The sequence below is a fragment of the Streptomyces marianii genome (assembly GCF_005795905.1).
GTDB lineage: Bacteria > Actinomycetota > Actinomycetes > Streptomycetales > Streptomycetaceae > Streptomyces > Streptomyces marianii.
The window spans coordinates 3,819,445-3,842,688 of sequence record NZ_VAWE01000001.1; the positions used below are offsets into that span (position 1 = coordinate 3,819,445).

Sequence of the window (23,244 nt, forward strand, 5' to 3'; positions counted from 1 at the left end):
CAGGACACCGGCCACGCCGGGGGCGTTCTGGCGCGGCCTGCGGCCGGCCTCCCTGGACGGCACGCTGTTCGACGTGCCCGCCAGCGAGGCCAATGCCGCGGCCTACGGCCGGGTGGCCAACGGGGGTCTTCGAACTTGAGCGGTGCGGGTCGGTGCCTGCACTGACTGTCTGTCACGGTCTGTCATCGGCGGGCTGGTTGCACCCTGAATGCAGGACGCCCGTGGTCCTGGTTGATCATTTCTGTTCTCTACGCAGAAGGATCACCGGGGAGCCACGGGCTTGGTCAACGATACGACGTTGCTGCTGGACCTGGACGGGGTGTCCGTCATCCGGGTCGAGCGGCTTGCGGACGGTACGCGCCGGGTCCATCTGGCCACGGCGGACACCTCGGCCAGGGCATGCCCGGCCTGCGGGGTCTTCGCATCCCGGGTCAAGGGGGCGGCGACCACCCGGCCGCGAGATCTCCCGTACGGAGAGCACGGGTTGGAGTTCTTGTGGCACAAACGCCGCTGGCGGTGCCGGGAGGCGTCCTGTCCGCGGAAGTCGTTCACCGAGCAGATCCCCCAGATACCAGCCGGGGCCCGGCTGACCGAGCGGCTGCGGTGCGCGGCCGGACGCCGGGTCCGCGATGCCGGCTCCACCGTCGTGCAGGCGGCCCGCGACCTCAATCTGTCCTGGCCGGTGGTGATGGATGCCTTCCGCACCGCCGCCGCGGGGGTGATCGAGGCAGAGCTGCCCGAGGTTTCAGTCTTGGGCATCGACGAGACCCGGCGCGGCCGCACCCGCTGGGAGCAGGATCCCGACACCGGGAAGTGGCAACTGACGCGGGACCGCTGGCACACCGGGTTCGTCGACGCGCTCGGCACCGGCGGGCTGCTCGGCCAGGTCGAGGGCCGCACCGTCGCCGACGTCCTGGCCTGGCTCGCCACCACGCCCCTGACCTGGAAACAGCACATCCGCTACGTCGCCATCGACATGTCAGCCACCTACCGGGCCGCGATCCGCACCGGTCTCCCGGACGCCATCGTGGTCGTCGACCACTTCCACGTCGTCCAACTCGCCAACAAGATGCTCTCCCTGGTACGGCGCCGCACCACCGCCCAGGTCCGCGGGCGGCGCGGACGCGCCACCGATCCGGAGTGGAAGGCCAGACGACGTCTGCTACGCAACCGGGAAGACCTCACCGACGAGCAGTTCGCGAAGATGTGGAACCCCCTGCTCGACGAAGGGAAGATCGGACAGATCCTGCTGACCGCGTGGATCGCCAAGGAGAACCTGCGCACCCTCCTCGCCCTGGCCCGCACCGGCGCCGACCGCCACCGCATCGGCCATGCCCGATGGAAGTTCCTGACCTGGTGCGCGGACTCCGACATCCCCGAAGTCCGCACCCTCGCCGCCACCGTCGACCGCTGGTGGCCCGAGATCGCCGCGTTCATCGACACCGGTCACAGCAACGCCAAGAGCGAGGGCATCAACCGCGTGATCAAGCTGGTCGCCCGCAACGCGTTCGGGTTCCGCAACGCCGACAGCCAGCGTCTACGGACACGCTGCGTCACGACACGACGGACCCGCGGACACCTCCGCAGTTGAGTAGGCCCGGGGCGCGGTTCCGGGATTGCTCCCGGTCCGTTTCCCCGAGCCCCTCGCCGAACCCGCCGTACGGATCTCTCCGTAACGGGCTCTCCACGGTCTCTGCCGTCAGGCGTGGTTGGGGATCCAGGGGTTGGGGATCGTGCTACTGCGGTAGCGATACCGGGTGATGGGGATCGCGGCGATCTTCCGCAGTTCGACCTGTCCGCCGGTGACTGGCTTCCAGCGCCCGGTGGGCGTGGTGAGCCGTCGGCGGACGTCCTTCCATCTCCAGTGGTGCCGCTCCATCAGCATGCGGATGATTCGCCACCAGGCGAAGTTGTCCAGCATACTGAAGGTGCTTTTCGCGACAGCGTGCCTGAAGTAGTTGGCCCAGCCGTGCATGACCTGGTTGATTCTGGTCAGCACGTGTTCCAGATCCTGCTGCGACGTCCTGTGTGTCAGGGCACGGATCTTGGCCTTCAGCGACCGGATGGGCCGGTCGGCGATGAAGGTGTAGACGTGCCACTTGTTCGTTCCCCGCTTGCGGCGCCACTGGATGTGGAACCCCAGGAAGTCGAACCCGTCGCTCATGTGCACCACCTGGGTCTTGGCCTGCGAGAGGCGAAGGCCCATGGGGGCGAGCACAGCGGCGACGTCTTCGCGCAGCGCCAGCACGTCGTTGCGGTCGCCGTGGACGACAACGACGAAGTCATCGCAGTAGCGGACCAGCCGCCACGTCGGTGACCCCTTGCGGCGCCGGTAGGCGCGTCGGCTCTCGGTCGACATGCTCCCGCCGTCCTTCCACGGTCCGTGCAGGTGCTCATCGAGCACCGACATCACCACGTTGAAGATCAGCGGGGAGAGGATGCCGCCTTGCGGCGTGCCGGTGTGGGTGTCCTCGAAGTCGCCGAGTTCGGTGAGGATCCCGGCCTTGAGGAACGCCTTGACCAGCGCCAGCACGCGTTTGTCCTTCACCCGCAGCCGCACCCGGCCCATCAGGGCCGCATGCGAGACGTTGTCGAAGGCCGCCTCGATGTCCGCATCCAGCACCCAGCGGTAGCCGCGGGTGCCGAAGTAGTGGATCTCAGCGATCGCGTCCTGGGCCCGCCGCTTGGGCCGAAACCCATAGGAGACCGGCTCGAAGTCGGCCTCGAAGATGGGTTCCAGCACCAGCTTCAGCGCCGCCTGGACGATCCGGTCAGCCACGGTGGGAATGCCGAGGCTGCGGATCTTTCCCGACCCGCCCGGCTTGGGGATCTTGCGTTCCCGCACCGGCAGCGGCCGGAACGTCCCCTCCTTCAGGGACGTCCGCAGGTCGTCCAGGAACCCCGGGACGCCAACACTGTCCTCGACGTCGGTGACCGTGAGGCCGTCGACGCCGGGAGTGCGCGCCCCCTTGTTTCCCGCGACCCGGTCGAACGCCACCAGCAGCGTCGCCGGGTCGTGCACGAAGTTGAACAGGTCGTCGAACCTGCGGCCGGGATCGGCCGCCGCCCAACGGTGAAGCTTGGCCTGCATCCCCGATACCCGCGACCAGGCCCCCTGCGGGATCTGGTCGGGAGCGCCGCTGTTCAGCGGCGCATCTTCCGGCATTGCAGTCTCCTTCCCTTCTCGAAACCGCTGCCGCCCTTCCCCATGCGCACGGGCTCTCCCCGGCTCGGAGTACTACGGCGGCTCCGCCCCACCCCGCCCGTTCGGCAGTCGGTGTGCCTATCCCGGCCGGCGGGCCGGATGCCCGCCACCGGGAACCAGGACAGGGTGGTTCCCACGTTCACTGTGTTTCGCTCGGCGGAGGAGGAGCCCGACTTTGTCCCAGCGGCATCGCCACGGGTACGCCGCAGTCCTTCCCCGTGGCCTTCCAGGCAGCAAGCAGAAACCACCCCAGAAGTTCCCCGCCGCTACCGCGACGGGTACGCACCGCGCCCGGCCCAGATCCACCAGGTTCGAGCCGGTCCAAAGGCTGAAGGACGTATCAACGCCGGTTCCTCGCGTACTCCTTTCCGCCACGCTCGCCGGACCCGCACCATCTGGCAGTACTGGCACGTCCCGACTTTGTCAGGGCTGCTGACTCTGTTGCGCAATTCGTGGCGGGTCATGCGGTGAGCTGGTAGGCGAGGCGTTCGAGTCGGCTGGAGCGGGTGCGCCGGAGAGGGCTGTCGGTCCAGTACGCGTCGAGTCGGATCACGTTGATCGCGGTGGCGGAGAAGGCGTGCTGGAGGCGGACTTTCGGCAGGCCGCGGTAGCGGGCCTGGCGGATGTCGGTGATGTCGAGGGCCTGGTTGATGGTGCCCTCGACGCCTGCCCGCAGGGCGTATTTGTTCTTCCAGGTGTTGGTCTGCTGCTCGGCGCGGGCCCGGGCGAGGTTCTCGTGAAGTTCCTGGGGTCTGAGGGTGAGCATGCGGCGCCCGGGTTTCGAGGTGGTGCACTGCTGTTGGAAGGGGCAGTCGCGGCAGGTCAGGACGCTGAAGGTGATGACGATGGCGTCCTTGCCGTGCTGTTTGACGGGGTTCCAGTGGGAGCTGGTCTTCCCGGCGGGGCAGCGGACCTGGCGGGTCTTCCAGTCGATGGTGAAGGCGTTCTTGGCGAAGCCTTCCGCGGCCTTGGCCTGCGCGGAGTGGTCCAGAAGGACCGGGGTGACCATGCGGATACCGTCCTTCATGGCCTTGGTGATCAGGTCGGCCGACGGGTAGCCGGAATCGAGGTAGTGCTCGGCCGGCTTCACGCCGTGCCCGGCGAGCTTGCGCTGGATCGGCGCGGTCGCCTTCACGTCCGGCACGGTCGCGTCGGTCGTGTGCACGTCGGTAATCAGATTCGGCTGCACCCCTGCTACCGCTTCGGCTTCGGCTTCGGCTTCGGGGAGTGTGCCGCATGTTTCGGTGAGGTGGACCTTGTAGCCCAGCCAAAACAGGTCCTCGCCTTTGGCAGCCCAGCGTGCGTCGGTGTCGTAGGGGGAGGCCAGGCGGAGTTGGCCGGGCGGGACGCCGTCGTCGGCGTCCCGCTTCCTGATCACCTGCCGTCCCCGCGTGTCGCTGCGGATGGTGTAGGTCTGCACGAGGACCTGCCGCAGCAGGCCCACGGCCTCGATCTCACGGATCCATACCGGGGTATCGGCGGCCCAGGCCGCCCGGCATAAAGCGAGGGCGTCCTGACCGAAGACCTGGGCGAGGCGGTCGCGCTTGGTCTGCGAGGACGGCATCCGCCAGCCATCCACCCGGGGCCCGTACCGCTGGGCGAACTCCGCCACATCGATCCGGCCGGCCAGCCACGACGGCGCCGCAGTCGCGAGGGCCTCCAGGGCCGCCCGCACGCTCTCCCCTGCCAGCTCAAGACGGTTCAAGTCCCGCACCGCACTGATCACATGGGTGGAATCAGTACGCTGCCTGCCTCCGTCCCCCACCAGGCCGGCGTCCTTGCAGTGCTCAAGGAGCCGGTCGAAGACCACCCGTTCCATGCCGTTGTCCGCGAGCCGGGCCCGGAACCTGGACAGCACACTCGCGTCGAAACCGGTGTCCGTCAGCTCCATCCCGAGCGCGTACTTCCAGTCGATCGCCCGCACCATCATCGCCGCGGCCTGCCGGTCGGTGAGGTCCTCGCAGTACTGCAGCACCGTGACCAGCGACAACACCCCCGGCGACAGCCCCGGAGCACCCCGCACCCCGAACGCCCCCGCGAACGGCTCATCAGCGAAAATCCCCGCCAGACGGTCCCGGGCCCGTATCGCCAGGCTCCCCTTCGGGAACGCCGCCCGAGCCACCCTCACCGTCTGCTCCGGGATCTCCGGCAGCCCCACCGGCCGCATCGACACCCGCCCCACCTCCACGGCCGCACGGCACGAAAGCGACCCAGAGACGATCATCACCGACCCGGCCCCACCCCCGCAGCGAATTGCGCAGCAGAGTCGCTGCTCCCGCCCTCCCCGGCACCACCCGGATCAGGCTGCCCCCAGCTTCAACGCCCTGCTGCGACAGGACGAAGGCGAAGGTCTCTCACCTCCACTCGAAACAACAGCGCCTCGTGGCGCACCCGCTTAACTTCGAAGACCCGCCAACGGGAGCCGTCCCGGGCCGTTCCCGCAGGTGCGGCTGCTGGCGCTGGTGGAGTGCGGTACCAAGGCGGTGATCGGCGCGGTCTTCGACTCTTTCGCGGTGGGTGAGCGGACCCTGGCCTGGCGCCTGCTGGTGCACCTGCACACCGGGATGCTGCTGATGGCCGACCGGGGCTTTCCCGCCTTCGACCTGTGACAGGCCGCCGCGGACCGGGGGGCCCAACTCCTGTGGCGCGCCTCTGACTCCTTCACGCTGCCAGTGGACCAGGTGCTGGCCGACGGCACCTATCTCTCCCACCTCAACGGTGCGCGCGGGAAGCGGACCACGGTGCGGGTGATCGAATACACGGTGATGACCACAACCCTGGACGCCGACGGCGTCAGCGAAGAGACCTCCGAGCTGTTCCGTCTGAACACTACGCTGCTCGACCCGGCCTCGGCGCCCGCCCGCGAGCTGGCGGAGCTGTACACGGCGCGCTGGACCAGCGAAACGGTCTTCAAGCACATCAAGATCGAGCAGCGTGGTGGGCGCACCGCCACCCTGCGCTCGATGAGCCCCGCCATGGTCGAGCAGGAACTGTGGGCCATGCGCTGCGTCTACCAGGCCGTCCACCTGGCCGCCGAGTCCGCCGACCGCGCGCACCTGCCCGTCTCGCACATCAGCTTCAAGCAGACCCTCGCCGCCGCCCGACGCTCCGTCGGCGCGGACTTCCCCCCTCGGCAGCTGGCCGCCAAGGTCCGTGACGTCCAGGCCGACCTGGTCCGCGAGGCCGTCAAGCCCCGCCCCGGACGCGCCGCACCCCGCGCCACCAAGCGCAGCGGTACCGGCTACCGCACCCTGCGACCCGACGAGCCGGCGACCAGCCACGTCGCACCCACACCGCCAATCTCCAGCTCTTCCCCGAAGACCAACGCCCCGCACCACCGAACAGCACAGCCATCCTTCAGATCAAGGCATCCGGCCAGACGTCATCCCTGTCGCCACAGATGGCATCAGCTGCCTGATCAAGCGACGTTGGGGCCCGGCCCGCGCCACGACCGGCTTTCGGGCAATAACGAATGCTGTCACGCAACACAGTCGTGGGTGGCCGCTCAGATGCGGAGCACCGCTTTGGAGATGGCGAATCCCGTTTCTCCTTCTGCAAGACAAGGGCGGGCTCGAACGCCGACCTCGTAGCCCCAGGCAGTAGCCGGGGCTCCTCGCCAGAGAGCTTGCCCCGAGCGGCCTCCGAGTGAGTGCTGAGTGAGAGCCGGGCGAGGCCGGCTCCGGAACAGGATGCGCGCAGGTCAGAGGCACTGTAGATCCATATGGCGGCATGCACTCCGGAGCCGTGTGCGCAGATTCGAATCCTGCCGGGGGCACCCTGTACGTGGGTGCCCAAAGACCCCGCCATCAGCGGCAAGCTGACCGCGCCGTCCTCAGCCCGGGCAGGTCGACGGTCTCGAAGACCACTCCCCGGCCCCTGAGCTCGGTGACGGCCGTCGATGTCGTCGACCTCGAAGGCCATCTGCGTGAAGGTGCCCGGCGAGGCGCCCGCGGACCGGAAGAGCGCGAAGTCCGAACCGCCGCACCGGTACAGCAGGCCGCCGGGGCGTTCGTCTACGGGGTCGAGGCCGAGCTTCTCGGAATAGAACCGCCGGGCCCTGTCGAGGTCCTGGGCGGGGAGCCTGGTGGCGATGCGGGCGCCGGCGAGTGCGCTCATGTCCTTCGGCCTTCCCTCCGGTCCGTCGTCCGGCGTGCTCCTGCCGGGGAGTGTCCTGAGGCGGTTTCACGGGGTTTCGCGGCGGGGCGGTTCGGGCGGCTCGTGTGGGGCCGGACCTCGGTCGGGCACCCCCCCGGGGCCGGTCACCCGGCAGGTGTCCATCGGGCGGCACCTGCCCCCCGGCCGACCTCGCGACACGCCCGGCGGCGTCTGCGACGCGCGTGTCGCCACCCGATCGCCACGCCGTTTCGATATTCCGTCCTTGAGCCTATTGCAGGCGCCGCGACCTGTGGGAATGGCACGACACGAGAACCACGCGGAATCGTCGGGCCATTTCGCTGCGGTCGTTTGATCACAAGAGCTGGTTGCCTGTCCCCCTGAAGCGCGGCGTCCTCGTCGGGGCAACGAGTCCTGGCCCGCGCCACTCGGAGGGTGGTGAAAATGCGTACCGCACGTCTTCTCGCCGGAAGTGCCCTGGCCCTGGCCGCACTTGGCATCCCGGCTCCCGCGGCAGTCGCCGAAGGGTCCGAGGTCACGGTCAGTCCCGAGGTGGGATATCCCGGATCGACCATCACCGTCAGTACGTCGGGGGTGTGCGACCCGGCAGCGACCTACGCCAAGGGACAGGCGGAGATCGGAGGTCAGATCAACCTGACCGAGAGCGGCAGCGAAGGGGAACTGAAGGGCACGTTCACCGTTCCCGACAACGCGAAGGAAGGCACGTACAGCGTCACGGTCAAGTGCCCTCCCGGGGTCCGGATCGAGTCCGAATTCGAGGTCGCCGGGCGCCCGAACGGTGCGGTGAGCGGTGGATTCGGCGGTGGCGGCGGGATGAACAGCACGGAGATGGCCATCGGGGCCGCGCTCGTTCTCACCGCGACGGCGGGCGGCGTCCTGACACTGCGGCGTCGTCACGGCAACGGCTCGGCGGCCTGAGCGTCCCCCGGCGCCGGCCGACGGGACCCACCGCCTCCGCAACCGAGACCGGAGCCCGGAGCACTATGGGACGCAAGCCCCCCTCCCCCTTCACGTCGACCGGGGTCTTCGGCGTCATGCTGCTGGTCGGCGTCGGCTTGCTGATTCACGGGCTGCGCGGCGAGACGGCTCCCCAGCCGTCCGCCGCCCAGGCCTTCACCGCACCGGTGCCGGGCCCGGCGGTCTCCCACGGGCCGGCCGTCCCGCCCCTTCTGGCCGTCCCGCCTGCCGCCAGGGCGGCCAAGACGCCGCCCGGGTCCCGGCAGCGTTCCGTACCGGTGAGGCTGCGCATCCCCGCCATCCGTGTGGATACCCCGGTGATGAACCTCGCCCTGGGCAAGAACGGCGTGCTGGAGGTGCCGCCGGTGGACAAGGCGCAGATCGCGGGCTGGTACTCCAGAGGGCCGGCGCCGGGCGAGGTCGGCGCGGCCGTCGTGGCCGGGCATGTCGACACCCCCACCGGCCGTGCCGTCTTCTACCGGCTGGGTGCGCTCACCAAAGGCAGCGCCATCCAGGTCACCCGGCTCGACGGGCGCACGGCGCACTTCTCCGTGGACGCCGTCGAGGTGTACTCGAAGCACTCCTTCCCCAGCAAGAAGGTGTACGCCAGCACCACCGTCCCCCAGTTGCGGGTGATCACGTGCGGCGGGGGCTACACCAAGAAGACGGGCTACCTCGGCAATCTCGTCGTCTACGCGACGCTCAAGCGCATGAGCTAGTGCCGCATCGGGCAACGTTCGCCCCGTCGCGGCGCCCGGCACGGCGACTCGAGGCGTTGCCGGATCAACCGAGTAGGCTCACCACGAGGTCGATCCGGCGCCTTGCGATCTTCCCCTCGGCCCGGAGGGCCCGGGGCAGACCCCACCCCCTCGACCGGAGGGCCCGGGGCAGACCCCGTGCACCGGACGCCGCGCCTTGACGGGCAAACCCTGCCTGACGCGGCACCAGCCTTCCGCCCCCGGGAGCCCGGTGGCCGTGGCCGTGGCCGTGGCCGTGGCCGCATGATGGTGTCCTCACACCGCAAGGGCGCACCGGAGGGGCCGCCGTGATCGTCGTACCGATGACAGCCGCGCATGCGGAGGAGGTCCTCGCCGTCTACCGGCTCGGCATCGACGAGGGCGACGCGACCTTCGAGACCCGCGCTCCGGCCTGGGCCGAGTTCGACACGACCAGACTGACGGAGCATCGGTTCGTCGCCCTGCGGGACTCCGTACCGACGCCGGCCGCACCCCGGGCACGCCCGGCGGCCACGGGCGCCGCGGACACCAAGGGGGTCGCCGCCGACCGTGTCGGCCACGTGCTCGGCTGGGTCGCGGCGTCGGCCGTCTCCGACCGCTGCGCCTACGCGGGAGTCGTCGAGCACTCGGTGTACGTCCACCCCGCCGCCCGCGGCCGGGGGGTGGCCCGCGCCCTGCTGCAGCGGCTCGTCGCCTCGACCGAGGCGGCCGGCATCTGGACGATCCAGTCCGGCGTCTTCCCCGAGAACGAGGCCAGCCTCGCCCTCCACCGGAGCGTGGGCTTCCGGGTCATCGGCACCCGCGAACGGATCGGCCGCCACCACGGCGTGTGGCGGGACGTGGTCCTTCTGGAACGCCGCAGTCCCGTCATCCCCTGACCGGACGCGTCGCAGCAGGACGGGTGCGCGGGGCCTGCGGCGCAACTCCTTCGGCCCACCGCCGGCGGCGGCCTCGCCCCGGTCGGGAGGGGTTGGTGGGTACATGTCGCGGAGGTTGTCCACAGGCTGGGGGCGGGGCGAACGGATTGTGGGCGCGGCGGCGCAGAATGGTGGGCATGACTGAGATCACCGAATCCACGGCGTCCGTCGCGCCCGCCGCCGTTCCCATGGCCCCCGCCGGGGAGCGCACGGCGGCGTCCGCGGGCGGGCCCGCGGACATGCCGGCCTGGGAGCAGCGATTCCGCGCGCCCCGGGTCTCGCTGCCCGACTGGGCGGAGGACGCCCCGGACCACGCCCTCTTCGTCTCGAACGCGACGGGGACGTACGAGCTGTACGCCTGGGACCGCGCCACCGGCGGACAGCGCCAGGCGACGCACCGGCCGAACGGGACGACGGACGGGATACTCACCCCGGACGGCGCATGGATCTGGTGGTTCTCGGACACGGACGGCGATGAGTTCGGCGTCTGGATGCGGCAGCCCTTCGGCGGCGGGCCGGACGAACCCGCCGCGCCGGGCCTCGCACCCTCGTACAGCGCGGGCGTCGCCCTCGGCCGGGACGGCACGGCCGTGGTGGGCCGGTCCACGGACGAGGACGGGACGACGATCCACGTCGTGCGGCCCGGCGGGGCACCGGTGGAGATCTACCGGCACCGGGAGTCGGCGGGCGTCGGCGATCTGTCGCACGACGGGACGCTGCTCGCGCTGGAGCACACCGAGCACGGCGACGCGATGCACTCGGCGCTGCGGGTCGTCCGGCTGGACGGCACGACGGTGTGCGAGCTGGACGACACCGAGGGCGGCTCGGAGGAGCTGGGGCTGGAGGTGCTCGGTTTCGCCCCGGTCCAAGGGGACACCCGGCTGCTGGTCGGCCACCAGCGGCGGGGGCGCTGGGAACCCATGCTGTGGGACGTGGCGACGGGCGAGGAGACCGACCTCGCGATCGATCTGCCGGGCGATCTGAGCGCCGAGTGGTATCCGGACGGCTCCGCACTGCTCGTCGCTCACAGCTTCGAGGCGCGCAGCGATCTGTGGCGGTTCGACCCGGCCACGCGCGAGCTGACCCGGGTGGAGACCCCGGCGGGGACGGTCTCGGGCGCGACGGCAAGGCCGGACGGGACGGTGGAGTACGTGTGGTCGTGCGCGGCACAGCCGCCGAAGGTCCGCTCCACGACGGGCCGGGAAGTACTGGATCCGCCGGGTATGAAGGCGCCGGGCTCGGTCGCTGTGGAGGACGTGTGGGTGGAGGGCCCCGGCGGCCGGGTCCACGCGCTGGTGCAGCGGCCCGAGGGCGAGGGGCCGTTCCCCACCGTCTTCGACATACACGGCGGCCCGACCTGGCACGACAGCGACGCCTTCGCGGCCGCCCCGGCGGCGTGGGTGGACCACGGCTATGCGGTGATCCGGGTCAACTACCGGGGCTCGACCGGTTACGGGCGGGCGTGGACCGACGCCCTGAAGCACCGCGTCGGTCTGATCGAGCTGGAGGACATCGCGGCGGTCCGCGAATGGGCCGTGGCCTCCGGCGTGGCCGACCCGGCGAGGCTGGTGCTGTCGGGCGGCTCGTGGGGCGGCTACCTCACCCTGCTCGGACTCGGCACACAGCCCGGTTCCTGGGCCCTGGGCCTGGCTGCGGTGCCCGTCGCGGACTACGTCACGGCGTACCACGACGAGATGGAGGCCCTGAAGGCGATGGACCGCACACTGCTGGGCGGCACACCGGAGGAGGTCCCCGAGCGCTACGAGGCCTCGTCCCCGCTGACGTACGTGGACGCGGTCACGGCTCCGGTGTACATCTCGGCCGGGGTCAACGACCCGCGCTGCCCGATCCGCCAGGTGGAGAACTACGTGGACCGCCTCGCGGCTCGCGGCGCGGTCCACGAGGTGTACCGGTACGACGCGGGTCACGGCTCGCTGGTGGTGGAGGAGCGGATCAAGCAGGTCCGGCTGGAGTTGGCCTTCGCCGAGCGGCACCTGCGGTAGCGGTGGCGCTTCACGGCCGCCACGGGTCCCTGCCGCCCACGGATCCCGGAGGCTGCCCGTTCGGGCAGCCTCCGGGGGCGGCCGGGCACGGCGTCAAACGGGACCCGGGAGAGGGGGAAAGCGGGGCGTTCCGTACCGTGGAGGCGTGTACCGGTTCCTGCTGACGCCCCGCTGGTGGGGGATCAATGTCTTCGTCGCGCTGGCGATCCCTTTCTGCATCTTCATGGGGACCTGGCAGCTCGGCCGGTTCGAGGACCGCGTCGACACCCACCGGGCCGCCGAGCAGGGCCCGGAGCCGGGCGAACGGGCCCCGGCACCGCTCGCGGAGCTGCTGCCCGTGGACAAGAACACCTCTGGGCGGCTCGCCACGGCCGCCGGCCGGTACGGCGAGCAGTTCCTCGTGCCGGGCCGGGAACTGGACGGCCGGCGCGGCTCGTACGTCCTGACGCTGCTCCACACCGACGACGGCAGGGCGCTGCCGGTGGTGCGGGGCTGGCTGCCCACCGGGGCGACGGCACCGCCCGCTCCCGCCGGTGAGGTGACGGTCACGGGAGCGTTGCAGGCCTCGGAGACGCAGGGCAGCGACGGGGTGCGCACTGCGGGCGGCCTGCCGAGCGGGCAGCTCGGCATGATCAGTGCCGCCTCGCTGGTGAACCTCGTCCCGGACGATGTGTACGACGCGTGGATCACGCTCACCACGGCGCCGAACGGGATGCGCCCGGTGCCCGCGGCCGCGCCGCAGGGCAGCGGGCTCGACCTCAAGGCGTTCCAGAACCTCGGCTACACGCTGGAGTGGTTCGCCTTCGCAGGCTTCGTGCTGTTCATGTGGTTCCGCTTCGTGCGCCGCGAGGCGGAGGCGGCCAAGGACCAGGCGCTCGGTCTCGACCCGGTGTGACGCGGCTTCACAGCACGGCGTGACCCGGCCTCCACGGGAGGAAGCGATGCGGTCCGGATGCGTCCCGGCCCACCCGGCGGCACGGCCGGGTGAGCCGCCGGGTACCACCACGCCCCGCAAGGCGGAAGGCTCTCCCGCCCGGCACGCGCCGGTGCACCGTGCATCGCGCATGCCGGTGGCCGGTCAGCGCATCCACGCCGGTGGACCGTCACCGGCGCACGCCAGGTCTCGACCCGGGTGCGGTCAGGACGGGATGAGGACGCCGGTGCGGTGGATCGTGCCGGCGCACGCGTCGGAGATCGTGGCCTCCGCGTTCGGGCCGCCGGGCTCGGGGGTGTGGACCACCGAGATGCTGCCGTCCGCGACGGTCCCGTCGTCGAGCTGGGGCTCGGTGTTCGGAGCCGTGCCCGCGCCGTCGGTCGTGCCCGAAGTGCCGTCCGTGGGCGTGGGGTCGGGCGAGGCACCGGTCGTCGGACAGGTCTCCGAGGGGACGAAGGCGAACTTCACCTCGTACGACGCCTCGGGCTCGAGCACCACGGCGCTGACCTCCTGGGACGGGTCGGGCAGTCCGCTCGCCGCGTCCCCGGTGGTGTGCGTGACCACATTGATCTTCGTGGCGTCCGCGGCGCCCGCCGTACGGAAGCCCACCGCGCCCGCGGCCCCGATCGAGCACTCGCTCGGGGAGACGTTGGAGATGCGGAACGTGCCGTACACCTTGCCGTCGGCCTCGGCGGCACCGGCCTGCGCCGCGCTCACACCGAGCTGACCGGCTTCACAGGCGGGCGTGGAGGCGACGGCGCTGTCGGTCGGGGTGGTCCCCGTGCCACCCGGGGTGCCCTCGGTCGCGGCCGCACCCGGGGTCGGCGACTGCTGGGGGGCGCTCGGCGCACCGGGGACGCTCGGCTGCCGCCCGGCGGGGTCGCCGTTCGCCGCCTGCCCGCCGTCGAGGCGGTCCTGCTCGCCGGTGCCGCCCTGGGCCTGCTCACCGTGCCCGGCGTTCACCGGGTGGTCGTCGAGACCGCCCGAGCTCGCCACGTGCACGAAGGCCGGGACGGCAGTGCCGAGCAGGATCACGGACGCCGCAAGGCCGACCAGGGCCTGGCGCTTGCGCGCGCGCCGCGCCGGCACGGCCCGGCGCAGATGCTCCAGGGCACCGTCGGTGGGTTCGAGGGCGCCGACGGTGTCGTGGAGGAGTCGGCGCAGGGCCGGTTCCTCCCGGTCCTCCGGGGCCTCGTGGCCGGTCCCGGCCGACGTCGGGCCGTCCTGGCCCGGTCCGCCCAGCAGGTCACGGAGCAGGCGGTCCCGGCCCGGCAGGTCGCCGGCGGGAGTGTCCGCGCCGGCGGGCCGGTCGCCCCGGGGTGTGTCACCCCCGAGCCCCTGCTCGCCCGTTCCGTTCCTCGGCCCGTCGTTCACAGTCTCTTTCCCAGTCCGGTCGTTCAACGGCCCGTCCGGCCCGTAAAGCTCAGTCGTGTGCTTCCCGGCCGGTGCTTCACCACCGGACGGGCCCTGCGTGGCACCCTTCCCCGGGAGGTCGTCCCGCGGGGCGCCCTCGCGGCCGTGCTCGTGCCCGCGTCCGTGCCTGGTCATGCCGTGGCCTCCATGGCAACGCGCAAGGCCGCGATGCCTCGTGAGCCGTAGGCCTTCACCGAGCCCAACGATATGCCGAGCGTCTCGGCGACCTGGGCCTCCGTCATGTCGGCGAAGTAGCGCAGCACCAGCACCTCGCGCTGCCGCCGCTGAAGGCCCTTCATGGCCTTGATGAGCGCGTCCCGCTCCAGCTGGTCGTACGCGCCCTCCTCCGCGCTCGCCATGTCGGGCATCGGCTTGGAGAGCAGCTTCAGCCCGAGGATCCGCCGGCGCAGCGCGGACCGGGACAGATTGACGACCGTCTGCCGCAGATAGGCGAGGGTCTTCTCCGGGTCGCGGACGCGGCGGCGCGCCGAGTGGACGCGGATGAACGCCTCCTGGACGACGTCCTCGCAGGACGCGGTGTCGTCCAGCAGCAGGGCCGCGAGACCGAGCAGCGACCGGTAGTGGGCGCGGTAGGTCTCGGTGAGATGGTCGACCGTGGTGCCCGCGGCCACCGCCTCCTCGGCGCTGTCGCGCTGGGACGGTATGGGGGCAGAGTGTGCAGCCGGCATGGGAGCGATCACCGGCATCCCGCCGCCGGTGCCCCTGCCGGGGACCGGCGAAGGGCGGGGACCCCGGAGCGGGAGCACCGTGATGCCGCGTGCCGGAGCCCTGCCGGCGCCCCGGATCGGAGGCGGGCCCGGGGGCCGCGCCGGAGCGAACGCCCTGCCGCGGACCGGGGCCACCGCGGTGATGTCGAGTACTTCTGCCACGCCGGTTGGACTTGCCGACCCCCCTCAGGGTTGTACGCGCACACCACTGCTCGTGACGACGCACCGTATGCCCTCATGCGCTCCCGATCTTCCCCAATGCCCCATTTGTCATGGCTTATCGCGGCACCGCGAAGGGACGACCGCATAGACGCTCCCCGCACAGCAACCGGTTGCACAGTGGCGCAAATGCATCGTCGGACATGCGATCTCCCCGGTTCAAGGGGCACGTCCCGGTTGTTTGATCACAGGGGGTTCACAGATCCTACAAAGAGGCACCGACACTCTGCTCAGAATTCGCGGGCGATCGCCTCTGCCAGTTGAGCGGTGTTCAGGGCCGCGCCCTTGCGGAGGTTGTCCCCGCACACGAAGAGATCCAGGGCCCTCGGGTCGTCCATGGCCCGCCGGACGCGCCCGACCCAGGTCGGATCGGTGCCCACCACATCGGTGGGCGTGGGGAATTCACCGGCCTCGGGGTCGTCGAAGAGCACCACGCCCGGCGCCGTGGCGAGGATGTCGTGGGCTCGCTCGACGGAGACCTCGTGCTCGAAACGCGCGTGCACCGAGACCGAGTGGACTGTGACGACCGGCACACGCACACAGGTCGCGGAGACCCTGAGTTCGGGCAGATCCAGGAGCTTGCGGGTCTCGGCCCGGATCGCGAGTTCCTCGGAGGACCAGCCGTCGCCCTCCAGCGCCCCGGACCAGGGGACCACGTTCAGCGCCGTGGGCGCGGGGAACGGGCCGAGTCCGTCGCCGACCGCCCGGCGCACATCGCCGGGACCGGTGCCCAGTTCGGTGTCCGCGACCAGCGCGAGCTGGGTGCGGAGCGCCTCGACGCCGCACTGTCCGGCACCGCTGACCGCCTGGAGGGCGGAGACCACGAGTTCGTCCACGCAGAACTCGGCGTGCAGCGCGCCCACGGTGACGATCATCGCCAGGGTGGTGCAGCCCGGACTCGCGACGATGCCGCGCGGCCGGAGCCGCACGGCATGCGGATTGATCTCGGGTACGACGAGAGGGACGTCGGGGTCCAGCCGGAACGCGGCCGAGTTGTCCACGACCACCGCCCCCTTGGCGACGGCGACCGGCGCCCACTGGGCGGCGACCGGGGCCGGCACCAGGAACAACGCCACGTCGACCCCCGTCAGCGCCGCCTCGGAAAGGGCGACGACCTCGGTCTCCTCGCCGCGGACGGCCAGCTTGCGGCCGGCCGAACGCGGTGAGGCGACCAGGCGTATCTCGCCCCAGACGTCCGCGCGCTGGGACACGATCTGGAGCATCACCGCGCCGACGGCTCCGGTCGCACCCACGACCGCCAGCGTCGGCTTGCGGTTCATCGCGCGACCGCCGTCGCGCGCCGAGCTGTCACCGGCCGGTGCCTCCGTAGACGACGGCCTCGTCGGAGTCGCTGTCGAGACCGAAGGCGGTGTGGACGGCCCGGACGGCCTCCTTGACGTCGTCGGCGCGGGTCACGACCGAGATCCGGATCTCGGAGGTGGAGATCAGCTCGATGTTCACGCCGGCGTCGGACAGCGCCTCGAAGAAGGAGGCGGTGACACCCGGGTTGGTCTTCATGCCCGCGCCGACGAGCGAGATCTTGGCGATCTGGTCGTCGTAGCGCAGCGATTCGAAACCGATGGCGCTCTTGGTCTTCTCGAGCGCGTCGATCGCCTTGCGGCCCTCGGTCTTCGGGAGGGTGAAGGAGATGTCGGTGAGGCCCGTGGACGCGGCGGAGACGTTCTGCACCACCATGTCGATGTTGATCTCGTTGTCCGCGATGGTGCGGAAGATCGCGGCGGCCTCGCCCGGCTTGTCAGGAACGCCGACGACGGTGATCTTCGCCTCGGAGGTGTCGTGGGCGACTCCGGAGATGATGGCCTGCTCCACCTTGCGGGCTCCTTGCTCGGCGTGCGGTTCGTTGCTGACCCAGGTGCCCCGCAGCCCCGAGAAGGACGAGCGGACGTGGATCGGGATGTTGTAGCGGCGTGCGTACTCGACGCACCGGTGCAGGAGCACCTTGGAACCGGAGCTCGCGAGCTCCAGCATGTCCTCGAACGAGATCCAGTCGATCTTGCGGGCCTTCTTCACCACGCGCGGGTCGGCGGTGAAGACGCCGTCGACGTCGGTGTAGATCTCGCAGACCTCGGCGTCCAGCGCCGCGGCGAGCGCGACGGCGGTGGTGTCCGAGCCGCCGCGACCGAGGGTGGTGATGTCCTTCTTGTCCTGGGACACGCCCTGGAAGCCGGCGACGATCGCGATGTTGCCCTCGTCCAGCGCCGTCCGGATCCGGCCCGGCGTGACGTCGATGATGCGGGCTTTGTTGTGGACCGAGTCGGTGATCACGCCGGCCTGGCTGCCGGTGAACGACTGGGCCTCGTGGCCCAGGTTTTTGATCGCCATCGCCAGCAGGGCCATGGAGATCCGCTCTCCGGCGGTCAGCAGCATGTCGAACTCACGGCCGGCAGGGATCGGGGATACCTGCTCGGCGAGATCGATCAACTCGTCCGTCGTGTCACCCATCGCCGAGACCACGACGACCACCTGGTGGCCGTTCCTCTTGGCATCGACGATCCGCTTGGCGACCCGCTTGATGCCCTCGGCATCGGCAACGGAGGAGCCTCCGTACTTCTGCACGACAAGGCCCACGTGCGCTCCTCGCTCGGTCTCTGGCCGCAGTCATCACTGCGGTCTGCGTCAGTTTAACGAGCAGCCCGGAATCGCCGCCGCCGTATCACATCGCGAGATGTCCCGCTCACGTCGTGATCACCGGCAAGGCCGGGCTGCCCGAGGATGCATCTGCCCAAGGCCTCACGGGGTACGCGGTTCTGTGGGCGGCGTCACATGTTCGCGTGTGCTCCGGCGGTGCCTGCCGCGGGTCCGCGCAGGTGCCGGCCGGGGGTCGGCGCAGGCCTCGGGGAGGGAGGTAGGTGCCGACCGGCCCCCGGTGGCGACGGTGCACACCCCGTACCGGCCGGCGGGTGCCCGCCCCCTCGCGAGGGGAGGCGGGGAAGGGGACGGATCACTGCGCCGCGGGAGCCCTCCGCAACCCGAGCGGTCCCGCGATCTCCTCCGCCATCACGCGCCCCGCCTCCTCGGCGAGGTCGTCCTCGGCGAGGTCCTCGTCGGTGTCCAGCCCGTCCAGTTCCTGCAACGGCTGGTCGAGGCGCACATGGGAGACCAGTGACTGCAGCGCGCGCAGCGTCGCCGAGGCGGTCGGGCCCCAGTTGGAGAAGTAGGAGAACTGCCACCACCACAGCGCCTCGGTCGTGCGGCCCGCGCGGTAGTGGGCGAGGCCGTGGCGCAGGTCGGTGACGATGTCCGCGAGGTTGTCGGAGATCCGGAACGGCACCGGTGCCTTGCGGGGCTCGTAGGGGTCGAAGACCTCGGAGAAGACGTCGACCGGGTCGAGAAGCCGGGCGAACCGCTCGCGCAGGTCGTCCACGTCCACGTCCGGTCCGGTGTCCGTTTCGTAGCGCTCCTCGGGGACGATGTCCGCGTGGGCGCCCAGCCGGCCGCCCGCGAGCAGCAACTGGGAGACCTCCAGCAGCAGGAACGGCACGGCGCTGTCCGGCTCGTCACCCCGCGCCACCTCGGTGGTGGCCACGATGAAGCTCTCGATCGAGTCGGCGATCTGGACCGCGAAGTCGTCCGGGTCCTGCGTGACGGAGTGCAGCGTTGCGTCAGACATCGAGAAGTCGTCTCCCCTCGAAGGCACGCCCGAGCGTGACCTCGTCGGCGTATTCCAGATCGCCGCCAACGGGAAGCCCGCTGGCGAGACGCGTCACCTTCAGCCCCATGGGCTTGACCATGCGCGCCAGGTACGTGGCGGTCGCCTCGCCCTCGAGATTCGGGTCGGTCGCCAGGATCAGCTCGGTGACCGTGCCGTCCGCGAGCCTCGCGAGAAGCTCGCGGATGCGCAGGTCGTCCGGGCCGACGCCTTCGATCGGGCTGATCGCGCCGCCCAGTACGTGGTAGCGACCGCGGAACTCCCGGGTCCGCTCGATCGCGACGACGTCCTTGGGCTCCTCGACCACGCAGATGACCGCCGGTTCGCGGCGCGCGTCCCGACAGATGGTGCACTGCTCCTGCTGCGCGACGTTCCCGCACACCGCGCAGAAGCGGACCTTGTCCTTCACCTCGAGCAGCGCGTGCGCGAGGCGCCGGACGTCGGCCGGCTCGGCCTGGAGGATGTGGAAGGCGATCCGCTGCGCGCTCTTGGGACCGACGCCGGGCAGCCTGCCCAGTTCGTCGATGAGGTCCTGAACCACGCCTTCGTACAACGGAACGCCTCTCTCGGAATTGCTTCGGTGGTTACGGTAGTTGGTCTGGTCCGACCAGGGTCAAGACCGGCGCGGAAAGGGCGTCAGAAGGGGAGTCCGGGGATCCCGCCGCCGCCGAGCCCCTGGGCGAGCGGGCCCAGCTTCTGCTGCTGCAGCTGCTGTGCGTTCTCGTTCGCGGCCTGGACGGCGGCGACCACGAGATCGGCGAGGGTCTCGGTGTCGTCCGGGTCGACTGCCTTGGGGTCGATGACGAGGCCGCGCAGCTCGCCGGAGCCGGTGACGGTCGCCGTCACGAGACCGCCGCCCGCCTGGCCTTCGACCTCCATCACCGCCAGCTCCTCCTGCGCGCGGGCGAGGTCCTGCTGCATCTTCTGGGCCTGCTGAAGCAACTGCTGCATATTGGGCTGGCCACCACCGGGAATCACGGTCACTCCTGGCATTTCGACGTCGATTGTTCGGTAAACCGAGCCTACGTGGTCGGGGGACGGCGCGCCCCGCCCACTGGGCACCAACTCTTTCGAGTGACTTCCGCGCGGGAAGGCGCATCCTTCCCCTACCGGATCAGGACGCTCGTGCGGGCGGAATTACCGGCATTCCGCTCCCCCGGCCCACCGTTCGGCGGTAGGAAGAAGCCTGCACACCAGAACCCCACGTACACCGCACGTCACGCAGGGTTGGCAGGACTGCGCCGACGCCGCGTACCGACGTTGTCCGCAGTCGCCGCCGCAGTCACGCACAGCCGCAGTCACGCACCCGTAGTAACGCAGAGCGCAGAGGAGTGCCCCGGTGAGTCAGCCGGAGATGCAGCCTGGGGGGTCGGCCCGGGAGGAGGACGGGGCCGGGGTCCCGGAGACCGGCGGCGCCCCGGACTCCGGAAGCATCCCGGGTCGCGACCGCGGCCGCGACCTGGCCGGCCGGCCGTTTCCGCTCGGCGACTGGGGCGAGCCGGCGGAACGCCTCGACGAGCTGTACCGCTGGGTGGAGGCCAACGCGCTGCGGACCGCGGACTGGTATCTGGCCGACCGGGTACGCAAACGCCGCGCGGCTCGTGCGCTGCGCGTCGGCACGGCTCTGGGGGTGATCGCGGGGGCGGCGCTGCCCCTGCTGGACCTGACGGGAGTGCTGGCCGACGCTGCGGGTTGGGGGTATCTGTCGTTGCTGCTGGGCGCCGCCTGTGTGGCCTGCGACCGGTACTTCGGCCTGACCTCGGGCTGGACGAGGGACATGGCCGCGGCGCAGGCGGTGCACCGCAGACTCCAGGGCCTTCAGTTCGACTGGGCCTCCGAGAGCGTCCGCGAGGTGCTCGGCCCCACGGAGGGCACGGCGAGCGAGGCGGCGGAGCGCTGTCTCACCGTGCTGCGCCGCTTCTCGGAGGACCTGACGGAACTGGTCCGCGCCGAGACGGCCGACTGGATGCTCGAATTCCGGGCCGGTCCGGCCCCGCTGCTGATGCAGTCGGCACCGGTGCCGTCGCGCCCCGACCACAGCCACCCGTCGGGCCGCTTCCCCCTGCCGCACCCGCCCACCCGGCCGAACATGCCGAGGCAGCGCCCGCCGGAGGCGCGCTAGCCAGTCCGGTTCCTGGGACGGGCACAGGCGTACTGGCCTCCCCATCGAATGCCTCTACTCCCTCAAGGAGCACAAGCAACACCAGGACAAGGAGCGCGAGACCACAGAATCAACCTGGCAAGACGGCGGCCTCGTCTTCACCACCCCTACCGGCCGGCCTCTCGACCCGGCCAACCTCACCCGCCGCTTCCGCAGCTTCCTCAACCGGGCCGGCCTCCGCCGCATCCGCTTCCACGACCTCCGCCACTCGACCGCCACCCTGCTCCTGGAACAGGGCGTCGAACTCGTCGTGATCAAGGAACTCCTCGGCCACGCCCACATCGGCGTCACCGCCGGCGTCTACGCCCACGCCCGACTCCGACTCCAACGCCAAGCCATCGGCACCCTCGGCAACGCCCTCGGCACAACCGACGACGACCCCGACGATCCGCCCTCGACAGCAGTCGGGCGCTGGCGTTGCCGTCAATCCACGCCCTCCGCCAGCGCCCGACCGAGCGATCGTCACCCGCAACGCCCGGGCGAACTCCGCCGTCGTCCCGCCGCGCTCAAACCGCTCGGCCGCCTCCAGCCTCAACCGCTCACGCGCCGCCTGCTCCTGCGGCGTGTACCCACCCACCTGCGCATACCTCATCCCCACGGCATACCGCAGGGATCACGAACCGTCAGCAGTCATGACGGGTCTTCGAATTTAGTGGGGGGTGCGGCGGTGACGGGCGCGCTCGCCGGTCACGCTGTGTGAGGTGGTTGGGGTGCGGGCGCCCTGGACGCAAGGAGCCCGCGGGCCTTCGTGATCATGGTTGTTGTCTAGGCAACCGATCATGAAACCCCACGGGCTTGAACAGCGACGATACCGGCATCAACGAAGCGGCAACGCGACTTCTGGGGCTGGAGGGGGTGAGTGTGACGCAGGTCAAGGACGACGGGGCGGGCGGTTCGACGGTGTACGTGGTCACGAGCGAGGACTCCGCCCGGGCCTGCCCCTCGTGCGGGGTCTTCGCCACCCGGCTGAAGGACTACCGCACCACCCGGCCCCGGCACCTGCCCTGCGGTGGACGCCCTGTGAGTATCCGGTGGCGCAAGGCACGCTGGTACTGCGCCGAACCCGCGTGCGAGCGCGGCTCGTTCACCGAGGCGATCCACGCGGTGCCCGCCGGGATGCGCACCACCACCGCCCTGCGCCGGGCGGCGGGGGCCGCGGTCTGCGACGGATCCCGCACCGTCGTGCAGGCCGGCCGCGACCTGTCCTTGAGCTGGCCCATCGTGCAGCGATGCTTTGAGGACTACGCCGCGACGGTCCTGCCCGAGACGCCGCCCGCGACCGAGGCGGTCGGGATCGACGAGACCCGGCGGGGCAAGCCGGTCTGGGCCCAGAACCCGGCCACGCAGAAGTGGGAACTGGTCGCGGACGCCTGGCACATCGGCTTCGTCGACGCGATCGGCGGGCAAGGACTGTTCGGGCAGGTCGAAGGCCGCAACGCCACCTCGGTCGCCGACTGGCTCAGCTCCCAGCCCGCATCCTGGCGGGCACAGGTGCGCTACGTCGCCATCGACCTGTGTTCCACCTTCCGCGCCGCCGTCCACCGTGCCCTGCCGCACGCGACCGTGGTCGTCGACTGCTTCCACATCGTGCAACTCGCCCAGCGCCACCTCGCCGACCTGCGCCGACGCCTCACCTGGCGGCAGCACGGCCGCCGGGCCCGCAAGGGCGACGGCATCTACACCGTCCGCAAACTCCTGCGCCGCAACAAAGAAGACCTCACCGAAGACCAACGCCTCCTCCTGAAGACCGAGTTGGAGTACATGGGTACCTACGGCCGGCAGATCCACGCGGCCTGGCAGGCCAAGGAACTCCTGCGCGACCTCCTCGGCCTGGCCGTCAGCCGCACCCACCACGCCCCCGACCGCTCCGCGATCTCCGCCGCCCGCCACCGCTTCTTCACCCACGTCGCCGACCACGCCCACCTGCACGAACTCCTCACCCTCGCCGAGACCATCGAGCAGTGGTGGGACGGCATCGAGACCTACCTGACCACCGGCATCACCAACGCCGCCTCCGAAGGCAACAACCGCCTCATCAAGCTCGAAGCGCGTAACGCCTTCGGCTTCCGCAACCGCGCCAACCAGCGCCTACGCTCACGCTGTGCGACCACCCGCCGGAGCCGACGGCAGGCGCACCCCCACTAAATTCGAAGACCCGTCATGACA

At 70.8% G+C, this 23,244-nt stretch carries 19 protein-coding genes and 2 pseudogenes; 11 read left to right on the forward strand and 10 right to left on the reverse strand.

Features of this window, described 5'->3' with window-relative positions; genetic code table 11:
- Positions 1–280 precede the first annotated feature (280 nt).
- The gene (locus FEF34_RS17035; RefSeq protein WP_138053949.1) at positions 281–1,591 is read left to right on the forward strand and encodes an ISL3 family transposase; all 1,311 of its coding nucleotides are present in this window, start codon (positions 281–283) and stop codon (positions 1,589–1,591) included.
- Positions 1,592–1,699: 108 nt separating this feature from the next.
- Here FEF34_RS17035 and ltrA read toward each other — a convergent pair whose 3' ends face one another.
- Both ltrA and FEF34_RS17045 read right to left on the reverse strand, forming a co-directional pair.
- A complete protein-coding gene (gene ltrA / locus FEF34_RS17040) occupies positions 1,700–3,166 on the reverse strand; it encodes a group II intron reverse transcriptase/maturase (RefSeq protein ID WP_138053950.1) in 1,467 nt (488 codons plus the stop codon).
- 499 nt (positions 3,167–3,665) lie between these two features.
- Positions 3,666–5,372: an IS1182 family transposase gene (locus FEF34_RS17045; protein WP_138057288.1), complete on the reverse strand. Its 1,707-nt coding sequence runs from the start codon at positions 5,370–5,372 to the stop codon at positions 3,666–3,668.
- A gap of 277 nt (positions 5,373–5,649) precedes the next feature.
- Between FEF34_RS17045 and FEF34_RS41280 the strand changes: the two genes are divergently transcribed.
- Positions 5,650–5,814 (forward strand): hypothetical protein, encoded by a 165-nt coding sequence (locus FEF34_RS41280; protein WP_171052982.1) that lies wholly within the window; start codon positions 5,650–5,652, stop codon positions 5,812–5,814.
- Positions 5,815–5,877: 63 nt separating this feature from the next.
- Complete coding sequence (locus FEF34_RS17050) at positions 5,878–6,795, forward strand: transposase (RefSeq protein ID WP_138053951.1); 918 nt, start codon at positions 5,878–5,880, stop codon at positions 6,793–6,795.
- Positions 6,796–7,032: 237 nt separating this feature from the next.
- Here the strand turns inward: FEF34_RS17050 and FEF34_RS42895 are convergent.
- A pseudogene (locus FEF34_RS42895) lies at positions 7,033–7,321 on the reverse strand (VOC family protein); the annotation flags it as partial.
- Positions 7,322–7,762: 441 nt separating this feature from the next.
- On the opposite strand from FEF34_RS42895, the gene FEF34_RS17060 reads away from it, so the two are divergent.
- The 5 genes from FEF34_RS17060 (at position 7,763) to FEF34_RS17080 (ending at position 12,848) form a co-directional block, all read left to right on the forward strand.
- Positions 7,763–8,257, forward strand: a complete 495-nt coding sequence (locus FEF34_RS17060) for an ML domain-containing protein (RefSeq protein ID WP_138053952.1) — start codon at positions 7,763–7,765, stop codon at positions 8,255–8,257.
- A 65-nt stretch (positions 8,258–8,322) separates the two neighbouring features.
- On the forward strand, positions 8,323–9,015 hold the full coding sequence (locus tag FEF34_RS17065; protein WP_138053953.1) for a class F sortase: 693 nt from the start codon (positions 8,323–8,325) through the stop codon (positions 9,013–9,015).
- Positions 9,016–9,356: 341 nt separating this feature from the next.
- Positions 9,357–9,911 carry a GNAT family N-acetyltransferase gene (locus FEF34_RS17070; protein WP_138053954.1) on the forward strand — a complete coding sequence of 185 codons (555 nt, stop codon included), beginning with the start codon at positions 9,357–9,359 and terminating at the stop codon, positions 9,909–9,911.
- 227 nt (positions 9,912–10,138) lie between these two features.
- Positions 10,139–11,953, forward strand: a complete 1,815-nt coding sequence (locus tag FEF34_RS17075) for a S9 family peptidase (protein ID WP_171053302.1) — start codon at positions 10,139–10,141, stop codon at positions 11,951–11,953.
- A 145-nt stretch (positions 11,954–12,098) separates the two neighbouring features.
- Complete coding sequence (locus tag FEF34_RS17080; protein ID WP_138053956.1) at positions 12,099–12,848, forward strand: SURF1 family protein; 750 nt, start codon at positions 12,099–12,101, stop codon at positions 12,846–12,848.
- 243 nt (positions 12,849–13,091) lie between these two features.
- Here the strand turns inward: FEF34_RS17080 and FEF34_RS17085 are convergent, their stop codons facing one another.
- The 7 genes from FEF34_RS17085 to FEF34_RS17115 form a co-directional block, all read right to left on the reverse strand.
- Positions 13,092–14,261, reverse strand: a complete 1,170-nt coding sequence (locus FEF34_RS17085; RefSeq protein ID WP_234042426.1) for a hypothetical protein — start codon at positions 14,259–14,261, stop codon at positions 13,092–13,094.
- 170 nt (positions 14,262–14,431) lie between these two features.
- Positions 14,432–15,190 carry a SigE family RNA polymerase sigma factor gene (locus FEF34_RS17090; RefSeq protein ID WP_171052983.1) on the reverse strand — a complete coding sequence of 253 codons (759 nt, stop codon included), beginning with the start codon at positions 15,188–15,190 and terminating at the stop codon, positions 14,432–14,434.
- Positions 15,191–15,477: 287 nt separating this feature from the next.
- Positions 15,478–16,527: an aspartate-semialdehyde dehydrogenase gene (locus FEF34_RS17095; protein WP_138053959.1), complete on the reverse strand. Its 1,050-nt coding sequence runs from the start codon at positions 16,525–16,527 to the stop codon at positions 15,478–15,480.
- Between the two features lie 28 nt (positions 16,528–16,555).
- Complete coding sequence (locus FEF34_RS17100; protein ID WP_138053960.1) at positions 16,556–17,836, reverse strand: aspartate kinase; 1,281 nt, start codon at positions 17,834–17,836, stop codon at positions 16,556–16,558.
- Positions 17,837–18,209: 373 nt separating this feature from the next.
- Positions 18,210–18,878 (reverse strand): DUF5063 domain-containing protein, encoded by a 669-nt coding sequence (locus FEF34_RS17105; protein ID WP_138053961.1) that lies wholly within the window; start codon positions 18,876–18,878, stop codon positions 18,210–18,212.
- Positions 18,871–19,470 (reverse strand): recombination mediator RecR, encoded by a 600-nt coding sequence (recR, locus tag FEF34_RS17110; protein ID WP_138053962.1) that lies wholly within the window; start codon positions 19,468–19,470, stop codon positions 18,871–18,873. The genes FEF34_RS17105 and recR overlap by 8 nt, the downstream gene beginning before the upstream one ends.
- Positions 19,471–19,553: 83 nt before the next feature.
- Positions 19,554–19,895, reverse strand: coding sequence for a YbaB/EbfC family nucleoid-associated protein (locus tag FEF34_RS17115; RefSeq protein ID WP_138057533.1), 342 nt, complete (start codon positions 19,893–19,895; stop codon positions 19,554–19,556).
- Positions 19,896–20,256: 361 nt separating this feature from the next.
- On the opposite strand from FEF34_RS17115, the gene FEF34_RS17120 reads away from it, so the two are divergent.
- The 3 genes and pseudogenes from FEF34_RS17120 to FEF34_RS17130 all read left to right on the forward strand — a co-directional run bounded on the left by FEF34_RS17120 (position 20,257) and on the right by FEF34_RS17130 (position 23,223).
- Positions 20,257–21,039 carry an SLATT domain-containing protein gene (locus tag FEF34_RS17120; protein WP_138053963.1) on the forward strand — a complete coding sequence of 261 codons (783 nt, stop codon included), beginning with the start codon at positions 20,257–20,259 and terminating at the stop codon, positions 21,037–21,039.
- Between the two features lie 25 nt (positions 21,040–21,064).
- A pseudogene (locus FEF34_RS17125) lies at positions 21,065–21,490 on the forward strand (tyrosine-type recombinase/integrase); the annotation flags it as partial.
- A gap of 383 nt (positions 21,491–21,873) precedes the next feature.
- Positions 21,874–23,223: an ISL3 family transposase gene (locus tag FEF34_RS17130; RefSeq protein WP_199800618.1), complete on the forward strand. Its 1,350-nt coding sequence runs from the start codon at positions 21,874–21,876 to the stop codon at positions 23,221–23,223.
- The last annotated feature ends 21 nt before the right edge of the window (positions 23,224–23,244 follow it).